Raw genomic sequence first — 15105 nt, 5'->3', positions numbered from 1 at the left:
TCGCATGGCAGGCCGCACTCGCATCCGCATCAAGACAAAGAGCAAGCGCATCTTTCAGATGCGGATCGCCGGGCTCGGGTTCCGGGACGGTCATGTGCTGGTACATCGCGCCGTGGACGAGGCATTCTGGACGTTTCCCGGTGGGCGGGCCGAGATCGGCGAGACCTCGGAAGAGACGCTGAGACGCGAGATGGTCGAGGAGATCGGCGTCGAGGTGAGCGTTCGCCGGCTGCTCTGGTCGGTCGAGAATTTCTTCCACTACGAAGACCGCGACTGGCACGAGCTCGGTTATTATTACCTGATGGATATCCCGGAGACGTTTCCGTTTCATCCGACGGACATCGTCCATCGGATCAAGGACGAACACGATCTGGAATTCAAATGGGTACCGGCGACAACCGAGGCTCTCCGGGCACTCGACATCCCGCCGTATTTCATCGCCGAGGAGATCGAGAACCTACCGGCCAGTCCGCGCCACCTCGTCTGGCGCGACGGCGATCTGGATCTGAGATCCTAGTTCGGCCTTTTGGGCATTCCAGCGGGTTTGAAAGGCCTCGGCCGTGGATCGTCGGCTGTCGTGCCAACTGACGCCTGAGCCGCCCTGGCGTGCCGGCTGGAACATCTGCGCATTGCTTTCCGTTTCTCCTGCGAAAGGAGAACGTCATGCGGAAGATCGAGATCGGAAACAAGGTCGGACGGACTTGGGGGGTGCCGAGGCCAAGGGCAAGACGATCAAGCGCAAGGCGGATGCCGATGAGCCCGCGTTCCTCATCCGCGTTCCCCAGAGTCAGTCCGAGTTGAGGAAGACCCATGGATAGCGAAATCCCGGATCACATCCCGCCCGCCGAAGTGGCGCAGGCCGCCGAAAAAGGCTTGAAGCTCCGCTCCCAGTACCGCCGCGGCGGCACGATGGTTGGGGTAGCGCGAGCCCGCGACCTCAAGAACCGCAAATCGATCTCGGAAAAGACGGTGCGGCGGATGGTGAGCTACTTCTCCCGCCACAAGGCGGACAAGCGGGCCGAGAATTTCGGCGACGACGACAATCCGTCCACCGGTTACATAGCCTGGCTGCTCTGGGGCGGCGACGCCGGCCAAAAATGGGCAGAGGAGCACAAGAAGGCGATCGAAAAGGCAAAGAACGACGCAAAGATGCGGCGCTTCACGCAGTCGCATTGAGAGCGGCTGCAAGATCCGCGACCGTCTGCCGCAACAGCGGCGCCCCGCCCGGCTGCCAGCCCAGCGCCTTCAGTTTGTCCGTCGACATGACGTTGATGGCACTGCGATCCGCCGGCGGCGGCAGGTTGTGGTGGGACCCCGGCAGGTGGCCCAGGATTTCGCGCGTATCGGTCAGAACATCCGATGCGTTAAAGGCGTGGCCGGCGATCTTACCGGTTTCTATTTCCAGCATGAGGCGAACGGCGGCGGCGACATCGCTGCCGTGGATCTCCGTTCCCGCACGCGACGGAACTGGCCGGCCGGCCAGGTAATCCGCAAAGAGCGCGTCCCATTTGTTGGGGCGCAGATTGCCGTAGACGCCGGTGAGCCGGAGAGACGAGGTGGCAAAACCGGGGGCCGAAAGTTCTGCCAGTGCTCCCTCGGTCCAGAGTTTGATCTCGCCGTAGAGGCTGTCGGGCTTCAAAGCGAGATCTTCGTCAAGCAGCGTTCCGGCCGGTTGCCCGTCATAGACGGCCCTGCTCGACAGGAAGACCGCCCGGCGGGTGCCGGCCTTCCTGGCGGTCTCGAACAGCTTGACGGTGCCATCGAGGTTGAGGCGGCGAAAGCGGTTGGAATCATCACCTTCGCCGCCGCGATATTTTCCCGGCAAATGGTCGAAGGCGGCATGGACAAAGAAATAGGCCTCGTCGAAGGCGTCGATCTGGTCGAGGGCGGGATCGAGCGAAAGGGGCACGAACTCGACGGGTTTGGAAAAGAAGCCGGGCGCTGGCGGATTGCGCCCTCCGACAATGACCGGATAGCCGGCATCAAGCAGACCTTCGACGATGTAGCGGCCGACCAGGCCCGTTCCGCCCGATATCAGCACCTTCATGGCGTTTCTCCCGGTTTCGGCAGGTTGGAGGGGGCGGGGATTTCGCGGTCCTCGTAAAACGCCTGCCAGAGGTCGATCAGCGGCCGCAGCCGGTCGGCCTTCGGATGATCCTTCTCCCACGGCTTCTCATACTGGTAATGCAGCACGCCGATGCTTTCCCAGTTCCAGAGGTCGGGCATGTTGAACCAGACATATTGCAGCATGTTCATGAAGACCGGCAGGCCGTGCCAATCCGGGAAGAAGGTTTCCAGAAACGTCTGGTCGGTGCGCCGCCAGAAGGCGTCCGGCTGGTCGAGCGTCGCGAGCATCCTGTTAAATGTCTCGGCAGACGGTTTGGCGACGAAGACGCCGGAGTTCAGGCGGTGGAAGTCGGAGAGGTTTTCGTAGACGTTCGGGGCGGCCGAGAATTCCGGATAGGCAAACAGCTTGTCGATCGGCTTCAGCGCCAGCGCGTCGGCATCGATGAAGACGCAGGTTTTGTAGTCGGTGAGTTGCCAGAGCCGAAGCTTGCAGAAATTGTCTAGCGGCGTGTGAAAATCCGGTTTGCGGCCCTTGGTGAATGGCGCGGCGCCATGCAGGTTTTTGCGCGCATGCCGCTCGTTGAACGCGTCGGAGAGGGGCAGATGCTCGACCTCGACCAGTCGGCAGCCGAGGGCTTCGAGCGGAGCCAGCGCTGAGCGTTCGACGCCGCCGGTATGGAGGACGACGACATCGGCCTCAGTGCCGGTGTGGAGGATGGAGCGGGCCAGCGCGGTGGCGCCCATGGCATAGTCGGCATTGGTGACCAGGGTAACGAAGGCGTTGGTCATAAGGCTCGGTGCCTCACGACACAGACTTCAGCCGTACACCCTCCGGGTCATGTTCCACCTTCGCAGCAATGTCTCTCGTCCAGGCGGAGACGGCGGGAACGCGTGATCTATCAACGCGATAAGCGTATTTCTTCGCGACGTCGACGATCTCGCCGAGCAGTCCTTCGCCGAGCGTGGTCGGTTCGAGGCCGAGGCCGAGGAATTTTTCGTTCCTCACCACCAGTTCGTTTTCCGGCGCCTCCTTGCGCGGGTTCGGCAGCCAGGCGATCCTCGAACCGGTCATTTTCGAGATCATCTCGGCAAGATCGCGCACCCGATGGGTCTCGGTCATCTGGTTGAAGATCTCGACGCGACTGCTGCGGGCGGGCGGGTTGCTCAGGGCGATCTCGATGCAGCGGACCGAATCCTGGATGTGGATGAAGGCGCGGGTCTGGCCGCCGGTGCCGTGGACGGTGAGCGGGTAACCGATCGCCGCCTGGATGAGAAAACGATTCAAGACTGTCCCGTAATCCCCGTCATAATCGAATCTATTGATCAATTGCATGTGCCGGCGGGTCTGTTCGGTGTGGGTGCCCCAGACGATGCCCTGATGCAGGTCGGTAATCCGCAATCCGTCGTTCTTCGCGTAGAACTGGAAGAGTTGCTGGTCGAGGCATTTGGTCATGTGGTAGATCGAGCCGGGATTGCTCGGATAAAGGATCTCCTGGGAAACGGTGCGGCCGTCGGCCGTTTCGATGCCGACCGGCAGGTAACCTTCCGGAATGGCGGCGCCGACCGTCGAATAGCCGTAGACGCCCATCGTGCCGAGATGCACGAGATGCGCGTCGAGATCGAGTTCGACCAGCGCATTCAAAAGGTTATGGGTGGCGTTTACATTGTTGCTGACGGTGTAGTTCTTGTGCCGGTCGCTCTTCATCGAATAGGGCGCGGCCCGCTGTTCGGCGAAGTGGATGATGGCGTCCGGGCGGTTTTTTGAAAGCCAGCCCTTCAGGAGTTCGTAGTCCTTGGCGAGGTCGATCAGATGGAAATGAATGCGGCGTCCGGTCTCGGCATGCCAGATTCGGGCGCGTTCCTGGATGCTGTCCATCGGCGTCAGCGACTGGACGCCAAGCTCCGTATCGATCCAGCGGCGGGAGAGGTTGTCGAGGATGTGGATCTCGTGGCCGGCGTCCGACAGGTGAAGCGATGTCGGCCAGCCGACGAAGCCGTCGCCGCCCAGGACTGCAATCTTCATGAGTTACTCTCCGCTGGTTTTCGACTTATTTCCTGATAGGGAGGATATGTGACAGCACGTCAAAACTGGGGCGGCATTGCGCGCTTATCCAGTGGAGTAGCGGAAATTTCCAAGGCAAGGCCATGAAGGAATACAATTTTTTGTTATCGGGCGAGTTGATGGAAGGTGGCCATCGGCTGGCCCAGCGCGTCTATTATGAAGACACGGATTTTTCCGGCCTCGTCTATCACGCCCGTTATCTGCACTTCCTGGAGCGCGGCCGCACCGACTATCTGCGCTGCCTCGGCTGCGAGCAGAGCGCGCTGCTTTCTGCCGACGAAGAGGGATTGGTCTTCGTCGTCCACCGGATGGAGATCGACTTCAAGCAGCCGGCCCGCATGGACGATATCCTGATCATCCAGACCGTGACGGAAAAGGCGGGCGGCGCCAAGATGGTGCTCAACCAGGAGATCCGCCGCGGCGAAACGCTGCTGATCGCCGCGAAGGTGGTGATCGCGGTCATCAACAGGCACGGGCGCCCGCGCCGGCTGCCGGAGAGCGTGGCTGAAAAGTTTCTCGGGCGCCCGGCCGAGCAGGTCAGTCCGGTTTAGACGGGTTCTACGGGCCGCCGCAGGCATGCTGCGAATCGGCCATTGCCCAACTCTGTCCGGTGCGTGCGTTGGTGACGAAATATTCCCGGCCCCGGTCGTCGCCCGCCGGGCAGCGTTTGGGAGTGGAAATCAGGCACATGGTCACCTTGTCGCCGGGCTTGGAGGCGATCAGCGCCTCCTCGCGGGCATAGGAAACCTGGTAGCCTTTGTTGGCATATTCGATGCCGGTTCCGGAGTTGTAATCCTCGTCCTTGACGGGATCCTGGCCGACCCGCGGATGGACGGCAGTCACGTTGGTGACGGCGCATTGGCCGATCTTCTGCGGCAGGGTCGGCGAGGGTTTGGCCCGTCCTGCCGCGATTATATTGGCGGTAACGTCCGCGGGAATGCTGTTGTCGCCGCCGAGTTTGCCAAGGATCGCTATATAGGTGCTGAGAACGCAGGATCGGTCGGAGCCGCAGGCTGAGCGGTCGCTGGTGAAGTCACGCAGCGTCTTGCGGGTCTCCGCCTTGTTGTCCTTCTCGGCCTTTTCCTGGACCCTGGGAAGCACCGTGTCCAATGCCGAAAGGAGCGGGTCGTTACAGACTATCCGTTCATCGGGCGAGGGGACACCCTTGCAATCGAACGAGCCGGCGTGCGCCGACGTGGCGATCAACATCGTCAAGGCTATCGTCACCGCACGCCACATGGTCATTCCCCAAAAATCCGCTTCCACAGGTGTGCTACTCCCTGAATGAGAAAAAACTAAGTTGCAAGTCACCGGTTTTCCTTGTTCCAACTTGAAGTGATCTGCGAACTGGCAATTGCAAGACCGCTCTAAACCATTCGTTAACGATAATGGTGTCTTACTGAGCATTGAGGAATTTGTGCAACGCACGCCTTCCTTTGACCAAAATTGAAAGCGAGAAGCCAAGCTTGGAGCTCAGGGTATCTTGGGGTTAGGGCTAAGCGCATCCAGCGATCAAAGACATACTCGCCTGAGCGCGCTTTTGAACCGCCCGGTCCCTAAAGCCGGGCGTTTGGATTCGGGGATAGTAGATGGAACACGTAGGTTTGGCGGCGGCGGCGAGCGAAGTGAGCCTCTGGTCGCTGTTCATGCAGGCCGGTCTGGTCGTCAAGCTGGTGATGATCGGCCTTATCGGCGCATCGGTCTGGACCTGGGCGATCGTGATCGACAAATATATCAGCTTCGGCAAAGCCAAGCGCCAGTTCGACCAGTTCGAACAGGTTTTTTGGTCCGGCCAGTCGCTGGAAGAGCTTTACCGCACGCTGTCGGAGCGGACGAATACCGGTCTTGCGGCGATTTTCGTCGCCGCCATGCGTGAGTGGAAGAAGAGCTTCGAGCGTGGTGCGCGGTCGCCGATCGGCCTGCAGATGCGTATCGACCGGGCGATGGACGTCACCATGTCGCGCGAGGCGGAAACCTATGAGGCGCGCCTCGGCTCGCTCGCGACGATCGGCTCGGCCGGCCCGTTCATCGGCCTCTTCGGCACGGTCATCGGCATCATGACGTCGTTCCAGGCGATCGCCGGTTCGAAGTCCACCAATCTCGCGGTCGTCGCGCCCGGCATCGCCGAAGCGCTGCTCGCCACCGCCATCGGCCTTGTTGCCGCTATCCCGGCGGTCATCGCCTACAACAAGTTCACCGCCGATGCCGGCAAGCTCTCGGGCCGCATGGAAGGTTTCGCGGACGAGTTTTCCGCCATCCTGTCGCGCCAGATCGACGAGAAGCTGCAGCCGCGCCAGGCGGCGCAGTAAAAGCCTTTCGGGCTCTCAAGGAGTAACGTCTCATGGGCATGTCGGCCGGAGGAGCAAGGGCATCGGGTGGCGGTCGTCGCAGGCGCGGCGGACGTCGCGGCGGTGCGATCAGCGAAATCAACGTGACGCCGCTCGTCGACGTCATGCTCGTTCTGCTCATCATCTTCATGGTGGCGGCACCGATGATGACCGTCGGCGTGCCGATCGACCTGCCGGAAACGCAGGCGAAGGCGATGAACGCCGATACCCAGCCGATTACCGTCTCGGTCAATCCGAAAGGCGAAATCTTCCTCCAGGAAACTCCGATCGGCCTCGACGAGATCGTGCCGAAGCTGCAGGCGATCGCAACGACCGGCTATAACGAGCGCATCTACGTGCGCGGCGATACGACCGCGGCCTACGGCGTCGTCATGAAGGTCATGGCCCGCATCTCTTCTGCCGGGTACAAGAATATCGGCCTCGTGACCCTGCAGGAACAGGAGAAGTGATCGCGGCGCCATGAAGGTCAGTCTCGGCACATCGCTGGTCCTCCACTCGCTGGTCCTCGGCTTGGCGCTCGTTTCGCTGAGCGCGCCCGCGTCTTTCGACGTGGCCGACGTGGAAGCGCTTCCCGTCGACATCGTCCCGGTCGAATCGATCACCCAGACCCAGCAGGGTGACAAGAAGGCGCCTCCCAGCCAGAAGCCTTCTCCGAAAGAAACCAAGAACCAGAAGATCGTCGACAACGCCCAGAATGCCGGCGAGAACAATGTCGACCTGAAGACGCCGCCGACGCCGACCACCAAGCCGCAGCCGACCGAAACCACGGCGGCTCCGAAGCCGGTGGAACGGCCGACGCCGACCCCGACGCCTGAACAGAACCAGGTCAAGGATATCGTCAAGGAAGAGACGGCGCCGAAGCCGACCGAGATAGCCGCCTTGCCGCAGCCCAAGCCGGAGATCACGCCGCCGAAGCCGGAACCTACCCCGCCGAAGCCTGAGCCGACGCCACCGAAGCCGGAGGCTGCCAAGCCGACGCCCGTGCCTTTGCAGAGCGAGAACACGTCCGAGACAGGCGAGTTGCCGCAATCAGTTCCGGCGCCGGCTTCCAGGCCCCAGCCGCCGAAGCCCGAACCGCCGAAGGAGCAGGCCAAGCCCGTCGAGAAGCCGGCTGAAAAGCCGGCCGAGACGAAGCCGGTTACGGCCAAGGCAGCCGAGACGGCGAAGACTGACAACAAGGCGACCGCATCCGTCAAGCCTTCCGACAAGAAGGAGGGCAAGCAGCAGGAAACCGCCAAGTCGTCGTCTTCGATGGCGAGCGATTTCAACGCTGACCAGATCGCAGCCCTCTTGAACAAGCAGGAGGCCTCCGGTGGCGGTGCCAAGCGTTCGACGCAGGTGGCCGCCCGCGGTGATACCAAGACGATCGGCACCGGCCTCAGCTCCAGCGAGATCGACAACGTCAAGGGACAGATCCAGGGCAACTGGGCGCTGGTCGGCGGCCTGACCGGCGTCTCGGAAGTCCGTGTGAAGATCCGGGTGCAGCTCGATCAGTCCGGCAATATCGTCGGCGACCCGGAAGTGACCGCCACCGGTGGTCCGGAAGGAACCCGGCGTGCGGTCGAGGGCAGCACGCGCCGCGCCCTGATGAAATCCGCTCCGCTCAAGAATTTGCCCGCCGCAAAGTATGAGGGCGAAAAAGGTTGGAATGTTTTGGTGCTAAACTTCGATCCGTCGGAGTTTGCATTGTGAGCCGGCAGGTATGGAACCGACAGAAGCAGATGAAACGGAACCTGCCCCGAAACTCTCGTATTAAGCTGAAAGGCTTGTTTCAATGATCAAGAGTTCTTTTTTCCGCGCCGTGATGGTGGCTGCGGGGATGTTGACGGCATTGATGGCCGCGACCCCGGCCAACGCTGTCGTCGAGATCAACATCAACAAGGGCAATATTCAGCCGCTGCCGATCGCGGTGACGGATTTCCTGTCGAACAACGATCTCGGCGCCCAGATTTCCCAGGTGATCGCAGCGGACCTGCAGCGCTCCGGGCTTTTCGCGCCGATCAATAAAAGCGCCTTCATCGAAAAGATCGCCGATCCCAACAAGGCGCCGCGCTTCGAGGACTGGAAGGTCATCAATGCGCAGGCGCTGGTGACGGGTCGTATCACCCGCGAAGGCGACGGTCGCCTGCGCGCCGAGTTCCGGCTGTGGGATACGTTTGCCGGCAGCCAGATGACCGGCCAGCAGTTCTTTACCCAGCCGGAAAACTGGCGCCGCGTCGCGCATATCATCGCCGATGCGATCTACAAGCAGATCACCGGCGAGAACGGCTATTTCGACACCCGCGTCGTGTTCGTCTCCGAAAGCGGGCCAAAGACCGCCCGCCAGCGCCAGCTGGCGATCATGGATCAGGACGGCTTCAACGTCCGGATGCTGACCAACACCAAGGATATCGTGCTGACGCCGCGCTTCTCGCCGAGCCGGCAGGAAGTCACCTACATGTCGTTCGAGGGCAACCAGCCGCGGGTCTACCTGCTGCAGCTGGAGACCGGGCAGCGCGAAGTGGTCGGCAATTTTCCGGGCATGACGTTCTCGCCGCGGTTCTCTCCGGACGGCCAGAAGGTGATCATGAGCCTGCAGCAGGAAGGCAATTCCAATATCTATACGATGGACCTGCGCTCGCGCACCACGACGCGGCTCACCTCGACGGCGGCGATCGACACCTCGCCCTCCTATGCGCCTGACGGCGGCCGTATCGCCTTCGAAAGCGACCGCGGCGGACGCCCGCAGATCTACGTGATGAATGCCGATGGTTCCGGCCAGACCCGCATCTCCTTCGGCGACGGTTCCTATTCGACGCCGGTCTGGTCGCCGCGCGGCGATCTGATCGCCTTCACCAAGCAGTCGGGCGGCAAGTTCTCGATCGGCGTGATGAAGCCGGACGGATCCGGCGAGCGCATCCTGACGAGCGGCTTCCACAACGAAGGTCCGACCTGGGCACCGAATGGCCGTGTGCTGATGTTCTTCCGCCAGAATGCCGGCGCCGGCGGCCCGCAGCTCTATTCCATCGACCTGACCGGCTATAACGAACTGCAGGTCAAGACGCCTTCCTACGGTTCGGATCCGGCCTGGTCGCCGCTGCTCGAATAGGGCGCCTTGATGAAAGAGGCGGGATTCCGCCTCTTTCCCGCCCCAATCTGCTGAAAATGAACGAAAAGGGACACCGGGAATATTTTGTTAACCATAAGAATTTGAGCATGGTTAACCGAACCCGGTTAGAATCTGGAAACTCTGAAATACTGATCAAGGAGAGACCGGCCATGAGCCGCACCGATACTTCGGCGATGAGCCGCATGCAGATCCTCGCCCGCAATCCTGCCGTTATCGCCCTGACTGTGGCGCTTGCGCTTGCCGGCTGCGCCAACAAGAAGAACCTGCCGAACAATGCCGGTGAGCTCGGCCTCAACGGCGCCGGCGCTGCAACGCCCGGTTCGACCCAGGACTTCACCGTCAATGTCGGCGACCGCATCTTCTTCGACACGGATAGCACTTCGATCCGCGCCGACGCACAGCAGACACTCGACCGTCAGGCCCAGTGGCTGGGCCGCTATCCGAAATACGCGATCACCGTCGAAGGCCATGCCGACGAACGCGGCACGCGCGAATACAACCTCGCGCTCGGTGCACGCCGCGCTGCCGCCACCAAGGAATATCTCGCATCGCGTGGCGTTCCGGCGAATCGCATGAAGACCATCTCCTACGGCAAGGAACGCCCGGTTGCCGTCTGCGACGACATCTCCTGCTGGTCGCAGAACCGTCGCGCCGTCACCGTTCTCGGCGGCGCCGGTATGTAATCCGAGCAACAGCTCGAAAATAAAAGGCGGTCTTCGGGCCGCCTTTTTGTTTTTTCCATAGTTTAGCCCTGTTTTCCGGGATTTTTGACCGGGAGCTCGGTTGCTTTTTGCCGGCAGTTGGAAAAAATCTCCTCTCGCGCCAATCCGGCGCAGACTAAAGAGCAGGACGGACAAAGATGAAGAAACTTGTCTTGGCAGCGATGCTGGGGCTGATGGCGACGAGCGCCCCGGCTGGGGCTTTCGCATTGCCGAAACTCTTCCAGGGCGGCAATCAGCCTGCTGCAGAACAGCCGCGGGAAACCACTCCGCCCCCGGTCATTCTGGCGCAGAGCAATGATGCCGTCCGTATCCAGCAGCTCCAGGAAGAAGTCCGGCAGTTGAACGGCCGGATCGAGGAAATGAGTTTTCAGCTGCTGCAGATGCAGGAGCAGTTGCGCAAGACGCAGGAAGACAACGAATTCCGCTTCCAGGACCTGGAAAAGAAGAAGCGCACCGAAGTGGACGACGCGACCGGGAAACCGGCCGTGGCGTCCAACCGCGCTCCCGCCGCCCAGCCCCCGTTGCCGCAGACGACTGCTCCCGCCCAGTCCTCCGACGATGTCGCACGGATCATCGAATCGCCGTCCGGTCAGGGTGTCGGCGGGGCGACCGCGCCCGGCCGCGCTCCGCCACCGACGACGCTCGGGTCGATGGATATGGACCAGAACGGCAATCCGCGTGGCGCAAGCCGCAACGACCGGGCCAACAATGCTGCCGGGCTTCCGGGCGTCGATACCGGCCCGCAGATTTCCGGCAAGACGCCGCCGGCATCGACGGGCAGGCCCGATCCGCAGCAGACCGCCTCGCTCGGCAGCGAGAACGATGCCTATCAGACCGCCTATAATCACGTGCTCGCAGGCGACTATCCGCTCGCCGAGAAAGAATTCAACGGTTATCTAGCCGCTTATCCGAAGGGCGCCAAAGTGGCAGACGCGAGCTTCTGGCTCGGCGAGTCTCAGTATTCACAGGGGAAATACAACGACGCCGCCAAGACCTTCCTCAACGCCCACCAGACCTACGGCAAGTCGCCCAAGGCGCCGGAAATGCTGCTGAAGCTCGGCATGTCGCTTGCCGCGCTCGACAACACCGACACGGCCTGCGCAACCCTCAAGGAAGTCACCCGGCGTTATCCGAGCGCGCCCAAGGCCGTGCTCGCCAAGGTGGGCAGCGAACAGAAGCGCCTCGCCTGCTGATCCTCCCGTGACCACGGGCCCGAAAATCCTGTCGCCCGAACAGGCGGCCGATCGGCTGATCGCCGATATCGCCAGACCCGCGTGCCTTCTCGTCGCCATTTCCGGCGGCAGCGATTCCAGCGGGCTGTTGGTCGCCCTCTCGAAATTCAATTCTCCCGGCTCCGGCCTGTCGCTCTTCGCGGCGACGATCGATCATGCGCTGAGACCTGGCTCCGCAGACGAGGCGCGCACCGTCGCTGCCCTTTGCAGCCGGCTCGGCATTCCTCATTTCATCCGCCGCTGGGAGGGAGAAAAGCCTGTCACCGGCATTTCCGACGCGGCCCGTGAGGCTCGCTACCGGCTACTGGTCGAGATCGCCGACCAGATCGATGCGACCGCCATCCTCACCGGTCATACGCGCGACGACCAGGCGGAAACCATCGCGATGCGCGCCGCCCGCAACGGGGGCGAGGAAAATTCGGGCCTTGCCGGCATGGCGCAGGCCGTGCTCCTCGATCGCCGCCGCTGGCTGCTCCGGCCGTTCCTCAACAGCCGTCGGGCCGATATCCGTGACTTCCTGACCAGAGAAGGGCAGGGCTGGATCGACGATCCAAGCAATGTCGATCCGCATTACGAGCGGGTGCGGGTTCGCGGGCGGCTGACGCAGGAAAGCCCGTTCGATGCTGCCGCCCAGGACGTGGCCGCGGCGCGGCGCATGGCGCTTTCCGACAAGGCGGCGCGCCTTGTCCGCGAGCATGTGACGATCCGCCAGGGTGTTCTGGCGCATCTCGATGCCGTGGGGCTTCAAGGCGAGCCGGCCGTGCGGCGCCATGCACTGTCACTGCTCGCCGCGGTGCTCGGGGGGAGGGCGCATGCACTCGGCAGCGACAGCATGGACCGGGTCATGGCCTTTCTCGACGGTGGCCAGCCTGGCCGGATCACCGCCGGCCGGGTGATCTTCGACCAGCGCCGCGACGGGCTTTATATCGTCCGTGAAAACCGCGGCATACTGCCGCTGCACGTTGCCCCCGGCGATACGGCAATCTGGGACGGTCGCTACCGCATCACGAATGCCGGGCCGGACGAGATCGTCGTCGGTTCGACCGCGCCGGATCGCGACGAAGCATTGGCGCTGTTTCCCGGCGTGCCGCCCGCGATCGCCATGCGCGCCGTGGCGGCGATGCCCTTCATCGAAACAAATGCCCTTCTTTCGGCGGAGGATCGGCAAAACAAAGACGTGGCCGAACGAAGTATCGTCCAACCTCTGCTTGCGCCTTTCGACCGCTTTTTGCCGCAGTTCGAGCTTAATCTCGGTATCGAGTTTGCGGTTTTGCTCGGATGCGATGGTTTTCCCCGGCTGCCAGTTAAGGATTCCTCGCGGAAAAGGTAGACGGCGGCTCCTGTTCGCCTTGGCAAGGACTTGCCGCAACCCTATGTTATGCGGCAAGCAAGGCGGCCGCCTCAAGAAGCAGGCCGTCGCAGTCCGGGGAGTTCAATGAACCCAAACTTTCGTAATATCGCCCTCTGGGTCATCATAGCCCTCCTGCTGGTCGCATTGTTCAGCATGTTCCAGACGGCGCCGTCGCAGACCAGTTCGCGTGAGGTCCCATATTCGCAGTTCCTGCGGGATGTGGATTCGGGGCGGGTGCGGGATGTCGTCGTCACGGGCAATCGGGTACTCGGCACCTACACCGAGAACGGATCAGGATTTCAGACCTATTCGCCCGTCATCGACGATTCGCTGATGGATCGGCTGCAGGCGAAAAACGTCACCATCGTCGCACGCCCGGAAACGGACGGATCCTCTGGTTTCCTCAGCTATCTCGGCACGCTGCTGCCGATGCTGCTCATTCTTGGCGTCTGGCTGTTCTTCATGCGGCAGATGCAGGGCGGTTCGCGCGGCGCGATGGGCTTTGGCAAGTCCAAGGCCAAGCTTTTGACCGAGGCGCATGGCCGCGTGACGTTTGAAGACGTTGCCGGTGTCGACGAAGCCAAGCAGGACCTCGAAGAAATCGTCGAATTCCTCCGCGACCCGCAGAAATTCCAGCGTCTCGGCGGTCGTATCCCGCGCGGCGTGCTGCTTGTCGGCCCTCCGGGTACCGGTAAGACACTGCTCGCCCGTGCGATTGCCGGCGAAGCCAACGTTCCCTTCTTCACCATCTCCGGTTCTGACTTCGTCGAAATGTTCGTCGGCGTTGGCGCAAGCCGCGTGCGCGACATGTTCGAGCAGGCCAAGAAGAACGCACCCTGCATCATCTTCATCGACGAAATCGACGCGGTCGGCCGTCATCGTGGCGCCGGTCTTGGCGGCGGTAACGACGAACGCGAACAGACCCTCAACCAGCTGCTCGTCGAGATGGACGGTTTCGAAGCCAATGAAGGCATCATCCTGATCGCCGCGACCAACCGTCCGGACGTTCTCGACCCGGCGCTGCTGCGTCCCGGCCGTTTCGACCGCCAGGTCGTCGTGCCGAACCCGGATATCGTCGGCCGCGAGCGCATCCTCAAGGTTCACGCCCGCAACGTGCCGCTGGCACCGAATGTCGACCTCAAGGTTCTTGCCCGTGGAACGCCCGGCTTCTCCGGCGCGGACCTCATGAACCTCGTCAACGAAGCAGCCCTGATGGCCGCGCGCCGCAACAAGCGCATGGTCACCATGAGCGAGTTCGAAGACGCCAAGGACAAGATCATGATGGGCGCCGAGCGCCGCTCGTCGGCCATGACCGAAGCGGAAAAGAAGCTGACCGCCTATCACGAAGCCGGCCACGCCATCACCGCGCTGCATGTCGCCGTCGCCGATCCGCTGCACAAGGCAACGATCATCCCGCGCGGCCGTGCGCTAGGCATGGTCATGCAGCTGCCGGAAGGCGACCGTTACTCGATGAGCTACAAGTGGATGGTGTCGCGCCTCTGCATCATGATGGGCGGTCGTATCGCGGAAGAGCTCACCTTCGGCAAGGAGAACATCACTTCCGGCGCGTCCTCGGATATCGAGCAGGCCACCAAGCTTGCGCGCGCCATGGTCACCCAGTGGGGCTTCTCCGACGAACTCGGCCAGGTCGCCTATGGCGAGAACCAGCAGGAAGTCTTCCTCGGTCACTCGGTCTCGCAGTCGAAGAACGTTTCGGAAGCAACCGCCCAGAAGATCGACAACGAAGTGCGCCGCCTGATCGACGAGGCCTATACCCAGGCGCGTGAAATTCTCACGACCAAACACGACGAGTTCGTGGCGATCGCCGAAGGCCTGCTCGAATACGAGACGCTGTCGGGCGAGGAGATCAAGGCGCTGATCAAGGGCCAGAAGCCATCGCGCGATCTCGGCGACGATGCGCCTCCGACCCGTGGTTCGGCCGTGCCGAGCGCCGGCTCAAAGAAGGACGAGCCCAAGGGCGGCGAACCGGAAAGCGGTTTGGAACCGCAGCCGCATTGAGCCTTTGCTACTAACATCAAAAGCCGCCGTGGAGCGATCCATGGCGGCTTTTGCTTGGAAGGGTTTATTTATTAGTAACGGGATATAATCGATTTTGACGCTAATTTATGTGCTTGTGCCGTTAAACTATGGCATGAGCCAAGCTTCAGGCCGGTTTTGCCGTCTAACATATTGCAGGGTTCGATTCCCTGCTTA

15 protein-coding genes are annotated in these 15105 nt (G+C 62.0%); 11 read left to right on the top strand and 4 right to left on the bottom strand.

Translation table 11 applies throughout. The annotated features are described in order from the left end of the window. Nucleotides 1–4 precede the first annotated feature (4 nt). Nucleotides 5–517: an NUDIX hydrolase gene (locus tag ACZ9IU_RS17085; RefSeq protein ID WP_038544888.1), complete on the top strand. Its 513-nt coding sequence runs from the start codon at nucleotides 5–7 to the stop codon at nucleotides 515–517. 293 nt (nucleotides 518–810) lie between these two features. After that, nucleotides 811–1176: a hypothetical protein gene (locus tag ACZ9IU_RS17080; protein WP_038544885.1), complete on the top strand. Its 366-nt coding sequence runs from the start codon at nucleotides 811–813 to the stop codon at nucleotides 1174–1176. Here ACZ9IU_RS17080 and ACZ9IU_RS17075 read toward each other — a convergent pair. The 3 genes from ACZ9IU_RS17075 to ACZ9IU_RS17065 are packed head-to-tail and all read right to left on the bottom strand — an operon-like array spanning nucleotide 1160 to nucleotide 4090. Continuing rightward, nucleotides 1160–2047 carry an NAD-dependent epimerase/dehydratase family protein gene (locus ACZ9IU_RS17075; protein WP_038544882.1) on the bottom strand — a complete coding sequence of 296 codons (888 nt, stop codon included), beginning with the start codon at nucleotides 2045–2047 and terminating at the stop codon, nucleotides 1160–1162. The genes ACZ9IU_RS17080 and ACZ9IU_RS17075 overlap by 17 nt on opposite strands. Next, a complete protein-coding gene (locus ACZ9IU_RS17070; protein WP_038544879.1) occupies nucleotides 2044–2856 on the bottom strand; it encodes a glycosyltransferase in 813 nt (270 codons plus the stop codon). Before ACZ9IU_RS17070 ends, ACZ9IU_RS17075 begins: the two co-directional genes overlap by 4 nt. 13 nt (nucleotides 2857–2869) lie before the next feature. Continuing rightward, entirely contained in the window at nucleotides 2870–4090 is a 1221-nt protein-coding gene (locus tag ACZ9IU_RS17065) for an NAD-dependent epimerase/dehydratase family protein (protein ID WP_038544876.1), read from the bottom strand. A gap of 122 nt (nucleotides 4091–4212) precedes the next feature. On the opposite strand from ACZ9IU_RS17065, the gene ybgC reads away from it, so the two are divergent. After that, nucleotides 4213–4680, top strand: coding sequence for a tol-pal system-associated acyl-CoA thioesterase (gene ybgC, locus ACZ9IU_RS17060; protein ID WP_038544874.1), 468 nt, complete (start codon nucleotides 4213–4215; stop codon nucleotides 4678–4680). A 7-nt stretch (nucleotides 4681–4687) separates the two neighbouring features. Here the strand turns inward: ybgC and ACZ9IU_RS17055 are convergent, their stop codons facing one another. Then, nucleotides 4688–5374, bottom strand: coding sequence for a lysozyme inhibitor LprI family protein (locus tag ACZ9IU_RS17055; protein WP_051899797.1), 687 nt, complete (start codon nucleotides 5372–5374; stop codon nucleotides 4688–4690). A 344-nt stretch (nucleotides 5375–5718) separates the two neighbouring features. On the opposite strand from ACZ9IU_RS17055, the gene tolQ reads away from it, so the two are divergent. The 8 genes from tolQ to ftsH all read left to right on the top strand — a co-directional run bounded on the left by tolQ (nucleotide 5719) and on the right by ftsH (nucleotide 14910). Then, nucleotides 5719–6438, top strand: a complete 720-nt coding sequence (gene tolQ / locus ACZ9IU_RS17050; protein ID WP_038544871.1) for a protein TolQ — start codon at nucleotides 5719–5721, stop codon at nucleotides 6436–6438. A 32-nt stretch (nucleotides 6439–6470) separates the two neighbouring features. Continuing rightward, nucleotides 6471–6926, top strand: coding sequence for a protein TolR (tolR, locus tag ACZ9IU_RS17045; protein ID WP_038544868.1), 456 nt, complete (start codon nucleotides 6471–6473; stop codon nucleotides 6924–6926). A 10-nt stretch (nucleotides 6927–6936) separates the two neighbouring features. After that, nucleotides 6937–8169: a cell envelope integrity protein TolA gene (tolA, locus tag ACZ9IU_RS17040; protein ID WP_038544865.1), complete on the top strand. Its 1233-nt coding sequence runs from the start codon at nucleotides 6937–6939 to the stop codon at nucleotides 8167–8169. A gap of 82 nt (nucleotides 8170–8251) precedes the next feature. Then, nucleotides 8252–9565: a Tol-Pal system beta propeller repeat protein TolB gene (gene tolB, locus ACZ9IU_RS17035; protein ID WP_038544862.1), complete on the top strand. Its 1314-nt coding sequence runs from the start codon at nucleotides 8252–8254 to the stop codon at nucleotides 9563–9565. A gap of 170 nt (nucleotides 9566–9735) precedes the next feature. After that, nucleotides 9736–10269 carry a peptidoglycan-associated lipoprotein Pal gene (pal, locus tag ACZ9IU_RS17030; protein WP_038544859.1) on the top strand — a complete coding sequence of 178 codons (534 nt, stop codon included), beginning with the start codon at nucleotides 9736–9738 and terminating at the stop codon, nucleotides 10267–10269. Between the two features lie 176 nt (nucleotides 10270–10445). Beyond that, on the top strand, nucleotides 10446–11501 hold the full coding sequence (ybgF, locus tag ACZ9IU_RS17025) for a tol-pal system protein YbgF (protein WP_038544856.1): 1056 nt from the start codon (nucleotides 10446–10448) through the stop codon (nucleotides 11499–11501). Between the two features lie 7 nt (nucleotides 11502–11508). After that, a complete protein-coding gene (tilS, locus tag ACZ9IU_RS17020) occupies nucleotides 11509–12870 on the top strand; it encodes a tRNA lysidine(34) synthetase TilS (protein ID WP_038544853.1) in 1362 nt (453 codons plus the stop codon). A 105-nt stretch (nucleotides 12871–12975) separates the two neighbouring features. Then, nucleotides 12976–14910, top strand: coding sequence for an ATP-dependent zinc metalloprotease FtsH (gene ftsH / locus ACZ9IU_RS17015; protein WP_038544850.1), 1935 nt, complete (start codon nucleotides 12976–12978; stop codon nucleotides 14908–14910). Nucleotides 14911–15105 lie beyond the last annotated feature (195 nt).

Source organism: Mesorhizobium sp. USDA 4132 (assembly GCF_056279545.1).
Note: the sequence above shows the minus strand (reverse complement) of the source record. Positions and strands in the feature narration are given on the sequence as shown.